At 69.5% G+C, this 17,411-nt stretch carries 16 protein-coding genes; 9 read left to right on the top strand and 7 right to left on the bottom strand.

What is annotated here, in order from left to right; translation table 11 throughout:
* Positions 1–5 precede the first annotated feature (5 nt).
* From OP79_RS05290 to OP79_RS05280, 3 genes are read left to right on the top strand one after another with little or no spacing between them, the layout of a single operon-like run.
* Complete coding sequence (locus tag OP79_RS05290; protein ID WP_033318792.1) at positions 6–1,223, top strand: nitroreductase family protein; 1,218 nt, start codon at positions 6–8, stop codon at positions 1,221–1,223.
* Complete coding sequence (locus OP79_RS05285) at positions 1,220–2,959, top strand: ABC transporter ATP-binding protein/permease (RefSeq protein WP_033318791.1); 1,740 nt, start codon at positions 1,220–1,222, stop codon at positions 2,957–2,959. Before OP79_RS05290 ends, OP79_RS05285 begins: the two co-directional genes overlap by 4 nt.
* Complete coding sequence (locus OP79_RS05280) at positions 2,956–4,710, top strand: ABC transporter ATP-binding protein (RefSeq protein WP_051744425.1); 1,755 nt, start codon at positions 2,956–2,958, stop codon at positions 4,708–4,710. The genes OP79_RS05285 and OP79_RS05280 overlap by 4 nt, the downstream gene beginning before the upstream one ends.
* A gap of 16 nt (positions 4,711–4,726) precedes the next feature.
* On the opposite strand, the gene OP79_RS05275 is transcribed toward OP79_RS05280, so the two are convergent.
* Together OP79_RS05275 and OP79_RS05270 are read right to left on the bottom strand one after the other, a co-directional pair.
* The gene (locus tag OP79_RS05275; RefSeq protein ID WP_245685223.1) at positions 4,727–7,033 is read right to left on the bottom strand and encodes a heavy metal translocating P-type ATPase; all 2,307 of its coding nucleotides are present in this window, start codon (positions 7,031–7,033) and stop codon (positions 4,727–4,729) included.
* A gap of 37 nt (positions 7,034–7,070) precedes the next feature.
* Positions 7,071–7,382, bottom strand: a complete 312-nt coding sequence (locus OP79_RS05270; RefSeq protein ID WP_033318790.1) for a DUF1490 family protein — start codon at positions 7,380–7,382, stop codon at positions 7,071–7,073.
* A gap of 232 nt (positions 7,383–7,614) precedes the next feature.
* Here OP79_RS05270 and OP79_RS05265 point away from each other — a divergent pair, with 232 nt between their 5' ends.
* Both OP79_RS05265 and OP79_RS50335 read left to right on the top strand, forming a co-directional pair.
* Positions 7,615–9,039: an alpha/beta hydrolase gene (locus OP79_RS05265; RefSeq protein ID WP_033318789.1), complete on the top strand. Its 1,425-nt coding sequence runs from the start codon at positions 7,615–7,617 to the stop codon at positions 9,037–9,039.
* Between the two features lie 11 nt (positions 9,040–9,050).
* Positions 9,051–9,683: a hypothetical protein gene (locus OP79_RS50335; RefSeq protein WP_051744424.1), complete on the top strand. Its 633-nt coding sequence runs from the start codon at positions 9,051–9,053 to the stop codon at positions 9,681–9,683.
* 253 nt (positions 9,684–9,936) lie between these two features.
* Here the strand turns inward: OP79_RS50335 and OP79_RS51330 are convergent, their stop codons facing one another.
* The 3 genes from OP79_RS51330 to OP79_RS55185 form a co-directional block, all read right to left on the bottom strand.
* Complete coding sequence (locus OP79_RS51330; RefSeq protein WP_078491618.1) at positions 9,937–10,857, bottom strand: DUF4240 domain-containing protein; 921 nt, start codon at positions 10,855–10,857, stop codon at positions 9,937–9,939.
* 50 nt (positions 10,858–10,907) lie between these two features.
* A complete protein-coding gene (locus OP79_RS55190; RefSeq protein ID WP_157857282.1) occupies positions 10,908–11,888 on the bottom strand; it encodes a hypothetical protein in 981 nt (326 codons plus the stop codon).
* A 251-nt stretch (positions 11,889–12,139) separates the two neighbouring features.
* The gene (locus OP79_RS55185) at positions 12,140–12,763 is read right to left on the bottom strand and encodes a hypothetical protein (RefSeq protein WP_157857281.1); all 624 of its coding nucleotides are present in this window, start codon (positions 12,761–12,763) and stop codon (positions 12,140–12,142) included.
* Positions 12,764–13,286: 523 nt separating this feature from the next.
* On the opposite strand from OP79_RS55185, the gene OP79_RS05245 reads away from it, so the two are divergent.
* A complete protein-coding gene (locus tag OP79_RS05245) occupies positions 13,287–13,658 on the top strand; it encodes a VOC family protein (protein WP_033318786.1) in 372 nt (123 codons plus the stop codon).
* Positions 13,659–13,874: 216 nt separating this feature from the next.
* Here OP79_RS05245 and OP79_RS05240 read toward each other — a convergent pair whose 3' ends face one another.
* Both OP79_RS05240 and OP79_RS05235 read right to left on the bottom strand, forming a co-directional pair.
* A complete protein-coding gene (locus OP79_RS05240) occupies positions 13,875–14,717 on the bottom strand; it encodes an alpha/beta fold hydrolase (protein WP_033318785.1) in 843 nt (280 codons plus the stop codon).
* A gap of 4 nt (positions 14,718–14,721) precedes the next feature.
* On the bottom strand, positions 14,722–15,339 hold the full coding sequence (locus tag OP79_RS05235; protein ID WP_033318784.1) for a dihydrofolate reductase family protein: 618 nt from the start codon (positions 15,337–15,339) through the stop codon (positions 14,722–14,724).
* Between the two features lie 152 nt (positions 15,340–15,491).
* Between OP79_RS05235 and OP79_RS05230 the strand changes: the two genes are divergently transcribed.
* The 3 genes from OP79_RS05230 to OP79_RS05220 all read left to right on the top strand — a co-directional run bounded on the left by OP79_RS05230 (position 15,492) and on the right by OP79_RS05220 (position 17,406).
* Entirely contained in the window at positions 15,492–15,896 is a 405-nt protein-coding gene (locus tag OP79_RS05230; RefSeq protein WP_033318783.1) for a nuclear transport factor 2 family protein, read from the top strand.
* Between the two features lie 425 nt (positions 15,897–16,321).
* Complete coding sequence (locus tag OP79_RS05225) at positions 16,322–17,224, top strand: helix-turn-helix domain-containing protein (RefSeq protein ID WP_033318782.1); 903 nt, start codon at positions 16,322–16,324, stop codon at positions 17,222–17,224.
* Complete coding sequence (locus OP79_RS05220) at positions 17,221–17,406, top strand: DUF397 domain-containing protein (protein WP_033318781.1); 186 nt, start codon at positions 17,221–17,223, stop codon at positions 17,404–17,406. Before OP79_RS05225 ends, OP79_RS05220 begins: the two co-directional genes overlap by 4 nt.
* Positions 17,407–17,411 lie beyond the last annotated feature (5 nt).

Raw genomic sequence — 17,411 nt, 5'->3', positions numbered from 1 at the left:
CACCCGTGGATCTCGTCACCGCTCTCGCCCGCGCCCGTTCCCCCGAGCAGCCCGGACCGGACACGCCCGCCGGGCCCGCCGTACGCCCGTGGCCGGGACCCTCGCGTCCCCTGCCGGAGGCAGGCCCGGGGGAGCTGGACCTGGGCCTGCTGCTCCGTCTGTCCCTGGCGGCCTCGGACGGTGCCGGACGGCTGCGGCCCGCCCCGTCCGCGGGCGCGCTGCACCCGGTGGACGCCCGACTCGTCGTGGGCACCGACTGCCCACTGCCGCCCGGGAGTTACGGCTACGACCCGCTGGGCCACCGCGTGCACCGACTGGGCCCGGAGCCGGACGGCGCGCTGCCCGGGGCGACCGTCGAGCTGTCCGTCACTTCGCAGCGCACGGTTTCGCACTACGGCCACCGGGCCTGGCCATTGGTTCTGCTGGACACCGGGCACGCCGCGGGAGCGCTGGCGCTTGCGGGGCGCGCGCTGGGGGTGGCCCGGACGGCGGTACACCTCGACGGGGCCGACGAAGACCCCCTGGCCGCACTGCACTTCGCGCCGCCCGGGGAGGCGCGACAGGTTCCCGCAGCCCAGGAAGCGTGCGGCATCCACGCGGCCGTGGGCCCGCGCCGGATTCTCCAGACCGAGGAGGCGGGTGGGGTTCCCCGGCCGGAGGGGACACGCCGGATTGTCCCGCCCGAGGCAGCGCACCCGGCCACCGGCGCACCCACCCCCCGCGAGCTGCTGACCCGCCGCAGCGCCCCGCCACCGCTGCGCGGCACCCCGCCCCGGGATGCCCTGCGGGCCGTGCTCACTGCCGCCACCGAGGCGGGCGCCGGTGAGCTCGCATGGTGTGCGGCCGTCGGTGAACCGCAGGCCGAACTCGTCGAGTTGGCGCCCGACGGCACGCTGCTGCGGCTCGCCGCGGGGGAGGCCCGCCCGACGCTCGCCGCCTGGGCGGCGGGCCAGACATGGATCGCGGACGCGGGCGCCGTCCTGCTCGGCTACGGCTGCCCGACGGACGCCGACGCACCGCAGATCCGCCGGGCCCATCTGCGCGCCGGCTTCGCCGTCCACGTGGCTCACGTGACCGCCGGTCGGCACGGGCTGGCCGGCCGCCCCGTCGGCTCCTGGCAGCAGGCCGACCTCGGCGCCGCGCTCGGCTCCCCGCCGGGCAGGGACTGGATCGTCCACGGCCTGGCCCTCGGCACCACCTACTCCGAAGAGGGAACCTCGTGATCGTCCACCCCGAGCTGCGCCGCGCCGCACGGCATGCACAACGCCCCCTGCTCGCGGCCACTCTCCTGCAAGGGGCCGTCACCCTCGCCCACCTCGCGCAGGCGGTGCTGCTCGCGTTCGCCCTCGCCGATGTGGCCCGGGGCGACGCGGACCGGCTCCCGCTGCTCCTCGGCTGGGTGCTCGGCGTCGTCGCCGCCCGGGCGGGGCTCGGTTACTGGCAGCGGCGTACCGCCACCCGTGCCGGGGCGCGGGTCCGGGTGCGGCTGCGGGACGAACTCCTCGCCCACCTCGGACGGTTGGGACCCGCGCATCTGACGACCGCGCGTGCGGGAGCCGTCCGCACCACCCTCGTCGACGGAGTCGAGGGCGTCGACGCCTACGTCTCCCGCTACCTGCCGCAACTCCTCATCACCCTCACGGTGCCGCCCCTGCTGCTCGCCGCCCTGGCCGCCGTGGAACCGGTCGCCCTCCTCGGCCTCGTACCCGCCCTGCTGCTCGGCCTGTTCGGCCCGCGCGCCTGGGACCGGCTCCTCGCCAAGCGCGGCAAGGAACACTGGGACACGTACGAGGGACTGGGCGCCGACTACCTCGAAGCGCTCCAGGGCATGCCCGCGCTGCGGGCCGCGGGCGCCGTGGGACGCACCCGTGAGCGGCTGGAGGAACGCTCGGCGGCGCTGCACCGCGCCACCGTCGCCAAGCTCCGCGTGTCACTGGTCGACACCGGACTCACCGACCTGGCCATCCAGGGCGGCACCGTGGCCGCCGCGCTGCTCGCCTGCTGGTCGGCCGTCACCGGATCGACCACGCCGACCGGCACCTATCTGGTGCTGCTCCTGGCCTCCGAGTGCTTCAGGCCCGTACGCGACCTGTCCCGCGAGTGGCACGCCGGGTATCTGGGAGTGTCGGCCGCCGACGGGCTCGCGGCGCTGCGCACCGCCGAACTTCAGGTCCCCAACACGGGGACTGCACGAGCGCACTGGCCGGATCCGCCCCAAGTGTGCTTCGAGCAGGTCGAGTTCAGCTACGACGGTGCCGAGGCACCGGCCCTCCGCGACGTCACCTTCACCGCCGAGGCCGGGCGCACCACCGCCATCGTCGGCCCTTCCGGCGCCGGCAAGTCCACCCTGCTCGCCCTGCTCCTGCGGCACCGCGACCCGCAGCAGGGCCGGATCACCGTCGACGGCCACGACGTGGCCGCGTACGCGCTCGACTCACTGCGGCAGGGCATCGCCGTCGTCTCCCAGGAGACCTACCTCTTCCACGCCACCATCGCCGACAACCTGCGCCTGGCCCGGCCGGCCGCCACGGACGACGAACTGGTCCGCGCGGCACGGACCGCCGGCATCCACGACGAGATCGCCGCCCTCCCCGACGGCTACGCCACCGTGCTCGGCGAACGCGGCGCCACCCTGTCCGGCGGACAACGCCAGCGCCTCGCCCTCGCCCGGGCCCTGCTCGCCGACGCCCGGGTGCTCGTCCTCGACGAGGCCACGAGCTCGGTGGACGAACGCCGGGAGGCTCGTATCGTCCGCGAACTGCTGGACGCCGCGGGCGGCCGGACCGTCCTGCTGGTCGCCCACCGGCTCGCCGCCGTCCAGCACGCCGACCGCATCGTGGTGCTCGACGGCGGACGCGTGGACGCCATCGGTGAACACGCCGACCTCCTCGACGCCGGCGGCGTCTACGCCGAGCTCGTCAAAGCGGGTCGCACCTACGAAGGAGGGCTCGCAGCATGAGCAGCACCATCGACACTCAGGCCCATGGGGCCGTGCCCCCACGGGGCTCACTGCGCGCCCTGCTGCCCGCCCTCGCCGGGCACCGGGTCATGATGGCCCGCACCTGTGCCGCCGCACTCGTCGAACAGGGCTCTCTGGTGGCGCTGTTGACGCTGGCCGCGCACAGCGTCGGAACCGCCGTCATCGAGGACCGCGCCCCCTCGGCCGGCACGGTCACCGCGCTGGTCGCCCTCGTCCTCGTACGCGCCCTGATGACCTGGCGCGAGATGGACCTCTCGCACGACCTGGCCTACCGGGTGCTGGCCGAGCTGCGTGTACGGGTCTTCGACGGGCTCGCCCGCAGCGCACCCGCCCGCGTGGCGGGCAGGCGCAGCGGGGATCTGGCCGCCACCGCGATGGCCGATGTGGAGGCGCTGGAGTTCTTCTACGCCCACACCACAGCCCAACTCCTCGCATCCGGCGTGGTGTTCACCGGCGGAGCCGCCGCGCTGGCCACGGTGGAGCCGTGGCTGCTGGTGGCGGTGCTGCCGGTAGCTGCGCTGCTCGCCGTGGCTCCCTTCGCCGACGCGCGCGGACGTGCGGCGCGCGGGGCCCGGACCAGGACGGCCGCCGCGAAGCTGTCGGCCGACACCGTGGACACCGTCGACGGGCTGCGTGAACTGCTCGCCTTCGGAGGGCTGGCCGAGCGGCGCGGTCAACTCGCCGAACAGGGACGGAGGGTGGGCCAGGCCCAGCGCGCCGAGGCCACCTGGGAGGCCATGGCCGCCGCCGTACGCGACCTCCTCATCGTCCTCGCGGTCGTGGGCGTGGTGGCCGCAGCCGCGCAGTCCGTGACCTCCGGGCGGCTGCACGGCGCGTGGGCCCCGGCGGCGATGGCCCTCGCCCTGTCGGTGCTGGGCCCGGTCGCCGAGTCGGCCAGGGCGTTGAGCCAGGCCGTGGGTCTGCGCGCCGCTGCCGCCCGCGTCGACGCGGCGGTGAAGGCCCCCTCTCTCGCCCCGCCGCCGGCCTCGCCCCGCCCGCTCCCGCCGGGCCCGCTGGGCGTCCGGCTGCACGGGGTGAGCTTCGACTACGGGAGGCAACGCGTGCTGGACGGGATCGAGTTGACGGTTCCTGCCGGGCAGACCCTCGCCCTGGTCGGAGTCTCGGGGGCCGGCAAGTCGACCTGCGCCCACCTGCTGGCCCGCTTCTGGGACCCGTCCGAAGGAGCCGTCCACCTGGTGCCCCGAGACGGCGACCCGATCGACCTGCGCGAAGCGGCCGACACCGAACTGCGCCGTGCCGTCGCCGTCGTAGGGCAGGACACCCCCCTCTTCCACGGCACCCTCGCCGAGAACCTGCGCCTCGCCGCACCCGACGCGGACGACGAACTCCTCGCCGAAACCGCCCGGTTGTGCGGCGTCGACGGGATCGTCCCCCTGGACTCCCTCGTCGGAGAGCGCGGCTCCACCCTCTCCGGCGGCCAGCGCGCCCGTATCGCGCTCGCCCGCGCCCTGCTGGCCCAGCCCAGGGTCCTCGTGCTGGACGAGACCACCGCCCACCTGGACAACGCCGGCGACGCCCAACTCGCCACCGCGCTCGCCCAGGGCAACCGCACGACCCTCGTCATCGCGCACCGCCCCGCGACCATCCGTCGCGCCGACCGGATCGCCGTACTGGAATCCGGCCGCATCGCGGAGGAGGGCACCTGGGACGACCTGACCGCCCGCCCCGACGGCGCGCTCAACCGCGTACTGACCGTCACGCCGTCCTGAAGCTCCCTGCTGGGGGTCAGCGCACCCGCCGCTCCTCGAGCGGTGCGGCCCGCAGTCGTGCGGCGGCGTCGCTCGGCAGATGGGGCTTGTGGCCCACGAGCCGGGCGGAGTTGGCGACCACGGCGATGCTGCTGGTGTTGTGGAGCAGGGCGGCCAGTACGGGGTTGATGGAGCCGCCGGCGCCCGCGACGAGGCCGGCGAGGTTCACGCCGATGGACAGGGTGTAGTTCTGCCGTACGACGCGCAGGGTGTGCCGGCTGAGTTCCACGACGGCGGCGACGTTGCGCAGGTCGTTTCCGGCCAGGGCGATGTCGGCGGTTTCCAGCGCGACATGGGAGGAGTGGGCGCCCATGACGATGCCGACGTCGGCGAGTGCCAGTGCGGGGGCGTCGTTGGTGCCGTCGCCGACCATCGCCACGGTGTGCCCCTCCGCCTGGAGGTCGCGGATCAGCTGGAGCTTGGCCTCGGGCAGCGCGTGGGCGTGCACCTCCGTGATGCCGAGGGTGTCGGCGACGGCCTGGGCGGTCTCGGGTGCGTCGCCGGTCAGCAGCACGATGCGGGTCACCCCGAGGTCGGTCAGCTGGCGGACGACGGTGTCGGCTCCGCCGCGTACCGCGTCGGACAGGCCGAGCATGCCGATCAGCTTCTCGTCGTGGGCGAGGCAGATGACGGTCTCGCCGCCGGCGCGCAGCCGGCTGGTCCATGCCTCGGCCACCTCGGAGAGTTCCAGGCCGTGCCGGCGCAGCAGGGCGGGGCTGCCCACCAGCAGGCGGGTGCCGTCGAGTTCGGCGCGTACGCCCATACCGAGGACGACCTCGCAGGCCTGGTGGATCGGGATGTGCAGGTGCTGTTCCTCGGTACGCCGGACGATGGCCTCGGCGAGCGGGTGCCGTGCGTGCAGCTCGCCGGAGGCGGCCAGGCTCAGTATCTGGTCGGTGGTGAACGCCTCGTCGAGCTGCACCACGCTGGTGACCAGGGGACGGCCGAGGGTGAGGGTGCCGGTCTTGTCGAAGACCACGGCCGTGACGCGGCCGACCCCTTCCAGGTGGGTGCCGCCCTTGATGAGGGTGCCCCTGCGGGCGCCGTTGCCGATGGCCGCGCTGATCGCGGTCGGGGTGGCCAGGCCCGCGGCACACGGGCAGGCGATCAGCAGCATGGTCATCGCCCGCCGGGCGTCCCGGGTCAGTACGTACGTGATCCCGGCGAGGGCGAACGAGACGGGCACGAAGCGGCGGGTGAAGGCGGCGGCGACGGTCTGGATCGGGGCCCGGTCGGCCTGCGCCTCCTCGACCCGGCTGATGATCCGCCCGACGACCGTGTCCTGTCCGACCGAGGTGGCCCGTACGGTCAGGGAGCCGGTGGAGACGAGGGTGCCCGCGTAGACCTCGGTGCCGGGCTGCACGTACACCGGGAGCGCCTCGCCGGTGATCGCCGCCTGGTCCACCAGTGCCTCGCCGGCCTCGGCGATGCCGTCGACGGGGATGCGGTGGTGCTCGTAGACCGCGACCACGTCCCCGGTCCTGACCTCCGCGAGATCGACCTCCACCTCCACGCCGTCGCGGAGCAGCCAGACCCGCTCCTCGCCGATGGAGAGGAGTTCCTCGATGGCGCGCCGGGTCCGCCGCAGGGTGATGGCCTGCAGGAACTCGCCGATGTTGAGCAGCCACAGGACCATGAGCGCGACCACGTTCTCGCGCAGGACGAGTGAGATGACGGTCGCCGTGGTCACCAGCAGATCGGTGCCCACGTGGCGTCTGCCGCCGAGGGTGCGTGCGGCGCCGCGGAAGAACGGCAGCCCGGTGAAGACGGTGACCGCACCGAGGAAGCCGGCCGAGCCCGCCGGGGTCCATGAGGGCCGGCCGAGCAGTCGCCGCACTCCCAGCAGGGCGAGCACCGCACCGCCGACCACCAGCCGCGCGACCTCCCCCGTGGAGGAGTCGGGCACGGAACGGCTGGCTCTGGCGGGCACTCCCGGCGGCGGCGCCTCGGCGAGGGCGGCGACGAGCCGGTCCACGTCGACCAGGTCGGGCTGGACCCAGACGATCACGGCACCGGTCCGCGGGAAGATCCGCAGCGCCCGGAAACCCGGCAGATCGGCGAACCGCTCATCGACGAGCCCGGCGCAGCCCGGCCGCGCCCGCAGCCAGGGAACCATCAGCCGTATGCGGCCCGCGGCGGCGGACCGCACCATCACGCCGGAGCCGGAGCCGGAGCCGGAGCCGGAGCCGGAGCCGGGGCCGGGGCCGGAGCCGGAGCCGGGGCCAGAGGCCGGACCGGGAACAGCGACGTCGCCGGGTGCGGATCGCGGGCCTGTGCCGGGCATGGCGACCACCTCTCAGATGCCCATTCGGTGCTCGTGCTCAGTGCTCGTGGTCGTGGTCGTGTTCCTCGACACCGACCGCCGAGGGCGGCGGCGCCTCCTCACCCAGCTGCTCCCTGGCCTCCGCCAGCAGGTCTCCGGCCTTCAGACGGGCCTCCTCGGCAGCTTCCCCGAGCCGCCGCCCCGTCGTGATGCCGCCGGCGATTCCGCTGACCAGAAGCCTGCGGGCCGCGGGTTTCGCCTTGGGCGCGACCTTGGCGGCTCCTCGCAGAACGAGGACCCCGGCGGTTCCGGACAAGGCGTAGTGCGTGATGCGGCCCAGGGCCGCACCTGCCACAGCGGCGGGATGCATCTTGGTCTCCTTCCGCGGAGCGGTTTCGACCGTCTTCGATCGCCTTCGACGCGGTATGTCCATTCTCGTCCCATGGTGGACATCGCGCATCAGCCGTACCGGTGTCGACGCCAGATTCCACAGGTAGAACCGGAGTCCCTGGGGCTACCCCGGAGCGAGGCCCGCCTGGGGCTCACGAGAAGGTGGGGACCAACGGTGTCTCACCCCCCAACTCCCAAGGACACAACCGAAAATGACGAACCATCCGACGCGCGGAAATCCATCCCGCAGGGCTCTGCTCGGCGGGACCTTGCTGAGCGGCGTCGCGCTGGCCGCAGGAGCGACCGGGACCGCACAGGCAGCGGCCGCCGGAGGCCGCCACTCCCGCACCGGCCGGGCAACGCTCCCCGAGCGGTACACCGCGATACCCGTCGCCCCCGGCGGTGGCCCCACCCCCACCGACCGTGTACACGTCCTCAAGATCGGTCCCCGGAACGCCGCCACCGTGCTGGTGCTGGTGCCAGGGATGTTCGGGGCCGCCAATGATTTCCGGCTCATGGCGAGAGACCTGGTCGCGGCCGTGCCCGGGGTACAGGTGTGGGCATTCGACCGCAGGGAGGAGAACCTGACCGACCGGACCGGGTTCGGCCGCTCCGACCCCGCTTCCTACTACCTCGACGGCCACTACCGCTCCCAGGACCCGGCCGCTTCCGCCTTCGCCGCCACGTGGGGACTGGCACGCACCCTCGACGACCTCCGTACGGTCGTGCTCGCCGCCCGGGCCGGCGGGAGCCGGCGCGTGGTGCTGGGCGGTCACTCCTGGGGCGCCACCAGTGCACTGGCATACGCCGCCTGGGACTTCGCGGGGCACCCCGGGTTCCGCGACCTGGCCGGCCTCGCAGTGATCGACGGCGGGGTGCTCGGGGCATTCGACGGGACCGGTACGCCCGTGCAGGACTCGCCGGAAGAGGTCCGGCAGCGACTCGCGGCGATCGACGGCGGGGCTGTCTTCGACATGACCCTGACCGGGGTCGGGCTGGGCGGCCGGGCCGAGAGCACTCAGATCTGGTACCAGCTCGCCGGATGGTACGCCCAGCAGGATCCGGGCGCCCGCTCCGTGCTTCAGCCCCGCCTGCCGGACGCCCTGAGGCCCTCGTTCCCGGTCAGCAACGCGGCCCTGCTCGGCCTCCTCGTCGACGCCGGGTTCGGCTGGCCCAACGACATCAGCGTCCACTCGGGGCACTTCGCCGAGAGCGCGGACAGCGACGGCGTACGTGGCTGGGTCGATGCGGGGATCACACCGATCGCGCGCGTCGCCGAGGCGTACGCCGGTCCGGTGCCGGGCGTCTGGGAGTGGTACTGGCCCGCCCGGCTGTCCGTGGACCTCGACGTCGCCGACGCCTACGCCGACACCGACCTCGCCCGTTCCCTGGGCCTGCGCCTGCACCACGGCACCGGGATCGACGTACCGCTCTACGCCTTCGGTACCAGCTACTCCAAGGGCACGGTCCTGGAGGCGGCACGCAAGGTCGAGGCCGACTCCAGAGTGCCGTACGGACTCTACGAATCGGACAACGGCATGAACCACCTGGACCCACTGTTCGCCGCACCGGCTCACAACACGATGACGCACACGCTCGCGGGGTTCCTGCACAAAGTGCTCGCCACGACCCGCTGAGGCGATGCGGGGTGGAGGACGAGGCGGATCAATCGATGTCTGTCACCAGCGCATGGGAGAAGATCGAACGATGGCTGGCGCTCTACGCTCCAGAAGAAGAGCTGCCAGGGCCGGCCGACCAGAGCGACCTGACGCGTCTGTACGACCGGATAGGGGTCCAGCTACCGCCAGATGTCGAGCAGTCGCTGCTGCGCCACAACGGCTCGGGACTTGCCGAGGTGATCCCTCCCGGTTATGCCGTCTACGGTGTCGAAGACATCGCTGGCAAATATCTCGATCGCCCTTTCTGCAAAGGGGCAGAGTCTCTATACGTGTCCATCGCCAACATTGGCGCACTGGAGATGATCGTAGACACGAGGAATGGGCGGCTCGGGAAACACGATCCCGTGCAAGGCTACTCCTGGCCAAGCGACCCGCTATGGGCCTCTTTCTCAGTAATTTTTGATTTTGTGGCAGAGGTCCTGGACGGGCCGCCGCCGTGGATCGCTGTGCTTTATGGTGAGGACGAGTGGGAGGCAATCCATGATGATCCCGACTTCCCCGGCAGCCTGACCTGGACAGAAGAACCGACAGAACCCGTCCACTGGGACATCGCCGCCCTCAACCGTGAGTTCGGGTTCACGGATGACAGCAACGAGAGTTGACCTCGATTTGTCAGCGGCTGGAAATCACTGGCGAATCGAGGTTGACGCTGGCCTTCTTGCGTCGAGGTCGCTCTTGAGCCTGCCACCGTGCACATCCGGGACTCCAAGGACGAGCACAGTCCGCAACTTGCCCTTCCCTCGTGTGGACCGACTTCGTCTCGTACGCCGCCCAGGGGGCTGTTGCGTAAAATTGTGACACTCAGGGGAAAAGTGTCACAATTTTACGCAACAGCCTCCCCCTCCCCGCAGCTCGTCATGGGCGGCGGGCTCCGGGCTTGCGGTGCCGTTGTTGCAGTTCTTCCAGCCTGGCGCGAGCCGCGTCATTTCGCCTCGTCGGCGGGGTTGCATGTGCCGGACGAGGCACTTGGGACGGCGTGGGCAGGCTCAGAGACGTAGACACGAGTGTGAGGATTGCTTCCAGATCAGTGGCAGCAAGGTAGGCAAGACCACCCTTGTTCAATCCTCGAAAGCGCGAGCCGTTCCTGCGGAATGAAGCCCAAGCCCGTCCCTTTCGGGTAGTGACGCGACCGCGCTCCGCCTGCGAAGTGAATTCGATCTCGACGTCCAGGTCGCGCAGCTTTGCGCTTGACCACCAGGTACGCCACTGTGGGTCGTCGTGGAGCATCTCGACTACCGTGCCGACCGCATCGAAATACGCCGCAGGAATGTCGTTGTCGCCGTGCAGAGCGAGGTTGAGCCAGGGGGTGTCCCCCGTCACGATGGCCGTCGACTCTTCGGATTCGACCATGCAGAATCCAGGCAGCGGGCCCAGCCAGGGTTGTCCGGTGGCGACCTCATAGGCTGTGGAGACAGTCTCGGCAAGACCATCCGACTCACTGAAGTCCCAGGCGCAGTCAGCTACCTGGTCCGGCTTTTCCCGGATTTGCTGGAACCGTGAGCTGCCCGCTGCCACAACCGCGAAGTTGAGATGGATGAGCGCGTCACCAAACAGCGGCACCGGCGGCGCGTCTGATGGATCATTCACATCTCGCGCTGGAATTCCCCGGAGAGACTCACTTTCAAGACACTGCAGCTTTTCCGCCAGCATATCGGCGAATTCTTCAACACGGACCTTCCCCTGTCGTGCCAGGGCCTCTGCCAGTACGGGCGTGGTGCGCTGGTTTGCCACGCCTCCGAGGAGGTCGATGAGGGACCAGAATTCTTCTTCTGTCATGGATTAGTCCTGCAGCCGCAGTTTCTGTGACCAGGCGATGAAGGAGATGATCACTGATTGGTGATCAAACCAGTAATTCTTTCCAGCGCGGCGACGATAGCCTGTCCGCCGAGCTGGCTACTGCCACTCAAGAGAGCCGCCTTGATACGCTGGCCAGCGCTAAGGCGATCCTGCGGTTCCTGGTCAGCATCCTCCAGGACGTCGACGTCATGCAGGAATTCTTCCTGGTCCACCTGCGGCAACTGGGGAGCTACGGCGCGAAGTTGATGGATCAAGCTGGCCAACTGTTCCAGCTGCACACCCACATTCTGCGTCACATTCACGCCCTGTGCGGCAGTGCCTCCATACACGTTCTGATTGAAAACTGGCCCTGCCCCTGCGGAACCCTGCGTGCTCAAGTATTCCCTCACAGTCATTCCAGAAAGCACACAATCCATGCCGTGCGCCGTAAGCTTGAATTCCTCGGTAGTGATCTCAGCCGTTCTCATGCGGGTGTCCCACCATCTATAACTAACGGGGACCTGAACGGAACGAGTGGATACGGTATGTTCGGCCAGTCCATGGTCTTGCAGATAACGGGCCGCGCGCGTTACCATATCCCGATTTCGGTAACTTGACCCATTGAGGTCGCTACCCCAAAATAATAGCCCCTCGGCAAAGCTGGAAAGCCCTGCCCTGTTGAGCTCCTTGAGGAAAGCGGCATAGACGAGCCGTTCAACGGTGTGATTGAACCAGGCCCCTGGGGCTTGGCGTTCGACTGCGATTCTCTTTGCTTCACGTTTTCCGGCAAAGGTCAACTTGATTTTCTCTGGCGAGCTTTGATGTCGCCGAACCACTTCCAGAAGCTCGCGATCTTTCAAGAGTTGAATGGAGGCTTCCATTTCCTGTCGCCTCTTCCATGAAAGCTCGCCATCGCTGAGCTCCCTGGGGAGGACAGAGGAGTAGACGTCTCCGGATGTGTGATCCATCAGCCGCATCAGCAGCACGCATGCCAGATCTTCGATCCTGAAATGGTTACGATCGTCCAACATGTCCCCACAGGGCTGACGTCTCTATGCAGACCGTTTCACATACCCAAGCTTGAGGGGCCACACTCCGGCTTGGCTGAACGTCATTGCGGGACAAGACTTGAGGTCGCGCGGATGGGCGGCGGTGGGCTGGCGGACGGACGGGGCAGGCACAGGTTCGGTGATCATGGAGGCTCCTACGTCCGTTTTCCTGGCCTGACCACGCAGGGACAGCGCAAGTTCGACCTGAACCTGGCTGTCACGCCGGGATGGATTCAGTCCGGGACGACCTCGAAGGCGAACGTGTCGCTTCCCGTTTGATGCCAGTCGGTCGTAACGTCCGCTGTCAGGGTGTAGGAGCCGGGTTCGTCCAGGCTGTTCTCGAAGTTGAAGAGCGTGATGCTCGGCGGTCGGCATCGGCTACTGGTGTCGGTCCGTACCACTTCGGAGCCGCGTTTGAGTTTCCACTGCACGTAGCATCCCCTGTCCACTCTTCCCGTCGCGTCGTAGACCTCGGTGTTGGCGCCGGGTCTGGACCCTGCTTCCCAAGAGTTCGGGCCGACCTTTCCTCCCGGATTCATTTTGACTCGGACGGTCAAAGGGCCCGTGTGCTGTGGGGTTTCGGGCTCCTGATCATCGGGAGGAGGATCCTCGGAGACGGGCTCTTCGGAGACGGGATCCTCGGTCGTCGGATCTGGTGCGGCTGTCTCCTCGTCCGGAGATCGTGGGGTTCTTTCAACCGGAGCGCGCGTATCTTCAGCGTCGCTGCTGGGCCAAACCGTGTGGCTCGGGGTTGTCGGGGCTGGTCCCGAGGCCGAAGGCGGAGCCTCTTCAGAGGCAGCCAGCTCTTTGATTCCGACAAACACTCCTACCACGGCGGCGATCACAGTAAGGATCACGACAAACGGGTGATCAGCCCAACTTCTCCCCGCACCGCTCAACGTCGCTCCCCCCACCGGCTCCCGCACGTCACAGTCGGTGCCGCGTTGCCGACCCTAGCGAATCCCGCGCTTCCCCGAGGCCGGTTCCGGTGCTGGCATCGGCCAGACGCTGCACCGTAGTTACCGCCCAGCCCCGGATCTTCCGGGGAGGCCGCAGCGGGGTTCGATCCCCCGTCCGGGCACCAGTGACGGCGACCAGCAAGATTGCCACCTGCACTCTCTCTTCACTACCACTGCGGTCCCGGGAGGGGCTCCACGCGAGACCGGTTTGCTTACCGGCGAAGAAGATGTGCCGTTGGCCCGGATCAACCCCGGCTGTTCATTCCGTGTCCTGCCCCAGATAACCGTTGGCATGGTGCGGCTCTGACCTGCTGTGCTTACGGTCGAGCGGAACGAACGAGCCCTCTCCGTCCCGCTCAACCGTAGGCAGCCGTCTCTATGGCGTGCATCACGGAAGTCCACCGATCGGCTCGGAGGTGCCATGCCCCTGCAGATGGAACTGGTCGCGATAACACTCGATTGCCCTGATCCGCCGGCTCTGGCGGCGTTCTATCAGCAGGCCACCGGTTTTGAACCGCACCCGAAGTCGGACGCCGACTTCGCCGGTCTCAACCGTGAGGACGGACTCCTCATCGGCTTCCAGCGGGTCGAGGACTACCGGGCTCCGAGTTGGCCTGACCAAATCTCCCCCCAGCAGCTTCACATCTGCTTCAAGGTCGCGGAGAGCCTGGACGAGGCCGAGGCCCGGCTGCTGGAACTGGGTGCGGGCAAGCCGGATCACCAGCCGCATGGGGACAGGGCACGGGTCCTCACCGATCCTGCTGGGCATCCCTTCTGTATCGTCCCGCGCTGATTGGCGTCCTGTCCGGGACGCCGTGGCCGGGGCTGTCCCGCTTGTGTGTGGGCAGTTCGAAGTCTGGCAACCGTCGGGGTGGAGCTCAACTCAGGATCTCCCTCGCATCGTTCAGTTTCCGGTCGAAGTCCCGGTCGTATGCCGGGGGTTCGCGGTCCAGGATCTCCCAGCGGTCGGCCAAGGGCTCGACGAGGACGAGGCCACGGCCGGAGTCGGCTACCCGAGCGTGAGCATCGCCTCGGCGACCTCGCCGGCCGCCGCATCGGGGATCGCAGTGGCGGCCTCCTCGAGGACGAGCAGCCGCGCCCCGGGGATCTCGCGCGCGATCGCCTCGCCGTTGCCGACGGGGAAGAACCGGTCGCGGCGGCCGTGGACGACGAGCGTGGGCACCTTGATCTCGGGCAGGCGCTCGCGCCAGCGGGGTTTGCAGTCGAGCCTGGAAAACACCATGCCCATCTGGTTGGCCATCTGGACCGGGGGTGCGGTGCCGGGCGTGCGGTCCCAGATGCGCGCGGCGATCGCGCGCGCGGCGGCGGGGTCGTCGCCGAGGATCTCCGCGCCGGCGGCGGCGAATTCCGCCACCGCCTCGCGGTCGGCCCAGTCGGGCATCGGATGCGCGAACAGCCGGCTCATCGTCGCCTGGTCATGGTCGGGGAGGTCGTCGTCGGGCGGGCCGGGCGCAACCGCGCGGGTGCCGGCCAGGGTGAGCGCCGAGAACGCGCCCGGATGGTCGAGCGCGGCCACCTGGGCGACCATCCCGCCGACGCCGATCCCCGCGAGGTGCGCGGGCCCGCCGCCGAGCGCGTCAGCAAGGGCCGCCGCGTCGGCGGCGAGGTCGCGCAGGGTGTAGGCGGGCGCCTCCGGGTCCGCCGTCGTCGACTCTCCGCTGTCGCGCAGGTCGTAGCGCACCACGCGGCGCCCGTCGGCGGCGAGGCGCTCGCACAGCGCGTCGGGCCAGGAGAGCATCGTGGTCCCGCCCGCGAGCAGGACGAGTGGCGCGTCGTCTTCACCGAACGACTCGATGCCCAGGGCGATCTCATTGACGTTGACAGTGGTCATCGGGTCACCTCTGGACTTCGTAGGTCAGGTGCGTCGCGGTCGATGTCGAGGTCACGCTCCGCTGCGCCAGCATGCGCGGCGCTCCGCCGGTGAACAGTAGCCTCCCGGCACCCAGCACGACGGGCGCGAGGTGCAGCGTCAGCGCGTCGACCAGCCCGGCGTCGAGCGCCGAGCCGATCGTGGCGCCGCCGCCCATGAGGACGACGTCGAGGTCCTTGCCGCTGTCCGACGACGCCGCCTCGGCGCGCTCGCGCGCGGCGGTGACGGCGTCGGGCAGACCGGTGGTGACGAACGTCCAGTCCAGGTCGGTGAGCCGCACCGACTCCGGCGGCGAGCTCGTCACGACGACGAACGCGGGCTTGCCGACCTCGCCGGCGCCGTAGCCGGTCTTGTCGTCCCAGCCGTTCGGCCCGTCGACCACGTCGAAGAGGTGGCGGCCGAGGACGACGGCGCCCGAGTGGGCGGTCGCCTCGCGCAGGACCCGGCGGTCGTCGGGGTCGTCGGAGAATGCCCAGGTGTGCAGAGCCTCGCCACCGGTGCCCAGACCGTTGTCCGGGCCGGGGTCGGGCCCGGTGACGAAGCCGTCGAGGGAGACCGAGATGTCAGCGATGATTCGAGTCATGCCAGGGCAGACCCGGTCCGCCGCCCGAACTCATCGCTCACGCATGAAGCGTGTGCCGGAAGCGAACCCGGTAGCAGTCTCCGTTGCCACTCTCGTGACTGACACAATCAGGGAGATCCACATCGCTCTTGAGCTCCGGTGAGAGGACTGCCATGACACTTTCAGTCGAGGATCGGTTCGCCATTGCCGAGCTGATCTCGATGCACGGTCACCTGTTCGACGGCGGAGAGTTGGACAGGCTCGACGAGTTGTTCACCGCCGATGTCGTCTACGACGTCACAGACTTCGGACAGGAGCCGTTGACGGGAGTGGCGGCCGTTCGGGAGGCCGCCCTCGCGTTGGGCGAGTCGAATCCTGTTGGCCATCACGTCACGAACATCGTTCTCACTGAGATTGTTGACGGCCAGGTGCACGCTCGTTCCAAGGGAATCGGCATCAACGCAGACGGCACGACCGGAAGCGTGACCTACGAAGACACCATCACGCGTGGTGACCAGGGTTGGCGTATCAGCTATCGCAAGGTCCTCGCGCGACGGGCACCTCTGGGCGGCAAGTAAAGCTGTTCTCTGTCCGGGCGCCGCGTCTGTAACCGCGCAGCCAGTCGCCACCGACGGTGATACCGCAGCAGCCTGACCATGGGCCGGGCCGGTGGGTGCTGACGGGGCGGCCGGGAAGGCCGGCTCGACCTCCAGGTGCTCGGTGGGCAGCCGGACGGCGCGCTGGAACCAGAGGCCTCATTTGGTGTCGCTGAGCGGGGTGGCGCTGAAGCGCTGGGGGACGCACGTACGGTGACCGGGTGTTGACGGGTGGCCGGTCGTGTCACGCGCCCAATGCGGCGGTCCGGAGGGGCACTTCACCAGGTCCGGCCCGCGTACGCTGCGCGAGCGTACGCGGTTACGGACTGGACGGCATTCGTGACGTTCCGTAACGATGGGCGGGTTGGGTGTGTGCGTCGGGGCGGGTGCGCGGGAGGTGGCCAAGGGTGGCCGATGACACGGTCGGTACGGATGTCGGCGGGGCGGACGCGGACGGTACGTCGGCGGAGGCGACGGTCGGAGTCCCGGCCACCTTCCGGAGTGAGCCGGAGTCCTCGGACAGTCTGTGGACGTTCGGTGCGGTGCTCCAGGTCCTGCGTGAACATGCGGGGCTGAGCAAGCAGGAGTTCGCCGAACTGGTGCGGTTCTCCAAACACACGGTGGCGTCCGTGGAGTTGGGGCGGCGGATGCCGGACCCGGCGCTCGTGGAACGGTCGGAGGAGGCGACGGGCAACACCGGGGCGCTGCGGAAGTCGGTACGGCATCTGGCACGGCAGCCGGGGTTGGCGGCGTGGTTCCGGACGTGGGCTCGGCTGGAGGCGACGGCGATCACTCTGTACACGTACGAGTGCCGCGTCGTTCCGGGCCTGTTGCAGACCGAGGCGTACGCGCGTCAGCTGTTCGTCGACGAGTTGCCGCCGCTGGAGGACCACCAGATCGAGGCTCAGTGGGAGGCCCGGGCCGAACGGCAACGCTTGCTGCGGGAGCGCCCGAACACCGCGTTCAGCTTCATCCTCGAAGAGCAGTTGTTCCTGCGGCGCACGGGTGGAGTGGAGGTCACGCGGGAGCTCGTCGATCACGTGCTGGAGATGGCCGAGCTGCGGAACATCGAGATCCAGATCATGCCGTTGGTGCGGGAGTCCCATGCCGGGTTGCACGGCTCCGTGCAGTTGCTGGAAACCCCCGAGAACAAGTGGTTCGCCTACACCGAAGCCCCGGAAAGCGGCCAGCTCATCTCCGATCCCAAGGTCGTGAGCGTGCTCCAGAGGCGGTATGCCGGGATGCGTTCGCAGGCTCTCACCCTCGAAGACTCCGTGGGCCTGTTGCAGCGGATGCGAGGAGCGCTATGAGCACCAGCGAACTGACTTGGTTCAAGTCCAGCTACAGCAGCAGCGGTTCCGGTGACTGCGTCGAAGTCGCCACCTGCCAAGACACCGTCCACGTCCGCGACTCCAAGGACAAGCAGGGCCCCCAACTCGCCCTCTCTCCCGTCAGATGGACCGACTTCGTCTCGTACGCCACCCAGACCTGACCGTT

Origin of the sequence: Streptomyces yerevanensis, from assembly GCF_000716805.1 — a bacterium.
Lineage (GTDB): Bacteria > Actinomycetota > Actinomycetes > Streptomycetales > Streptomycetaceae > Streptomyces > Streptomyces flaveus.
This window is presented reverse-complemented; position numbering and strand designations above follow the sequence as displayed.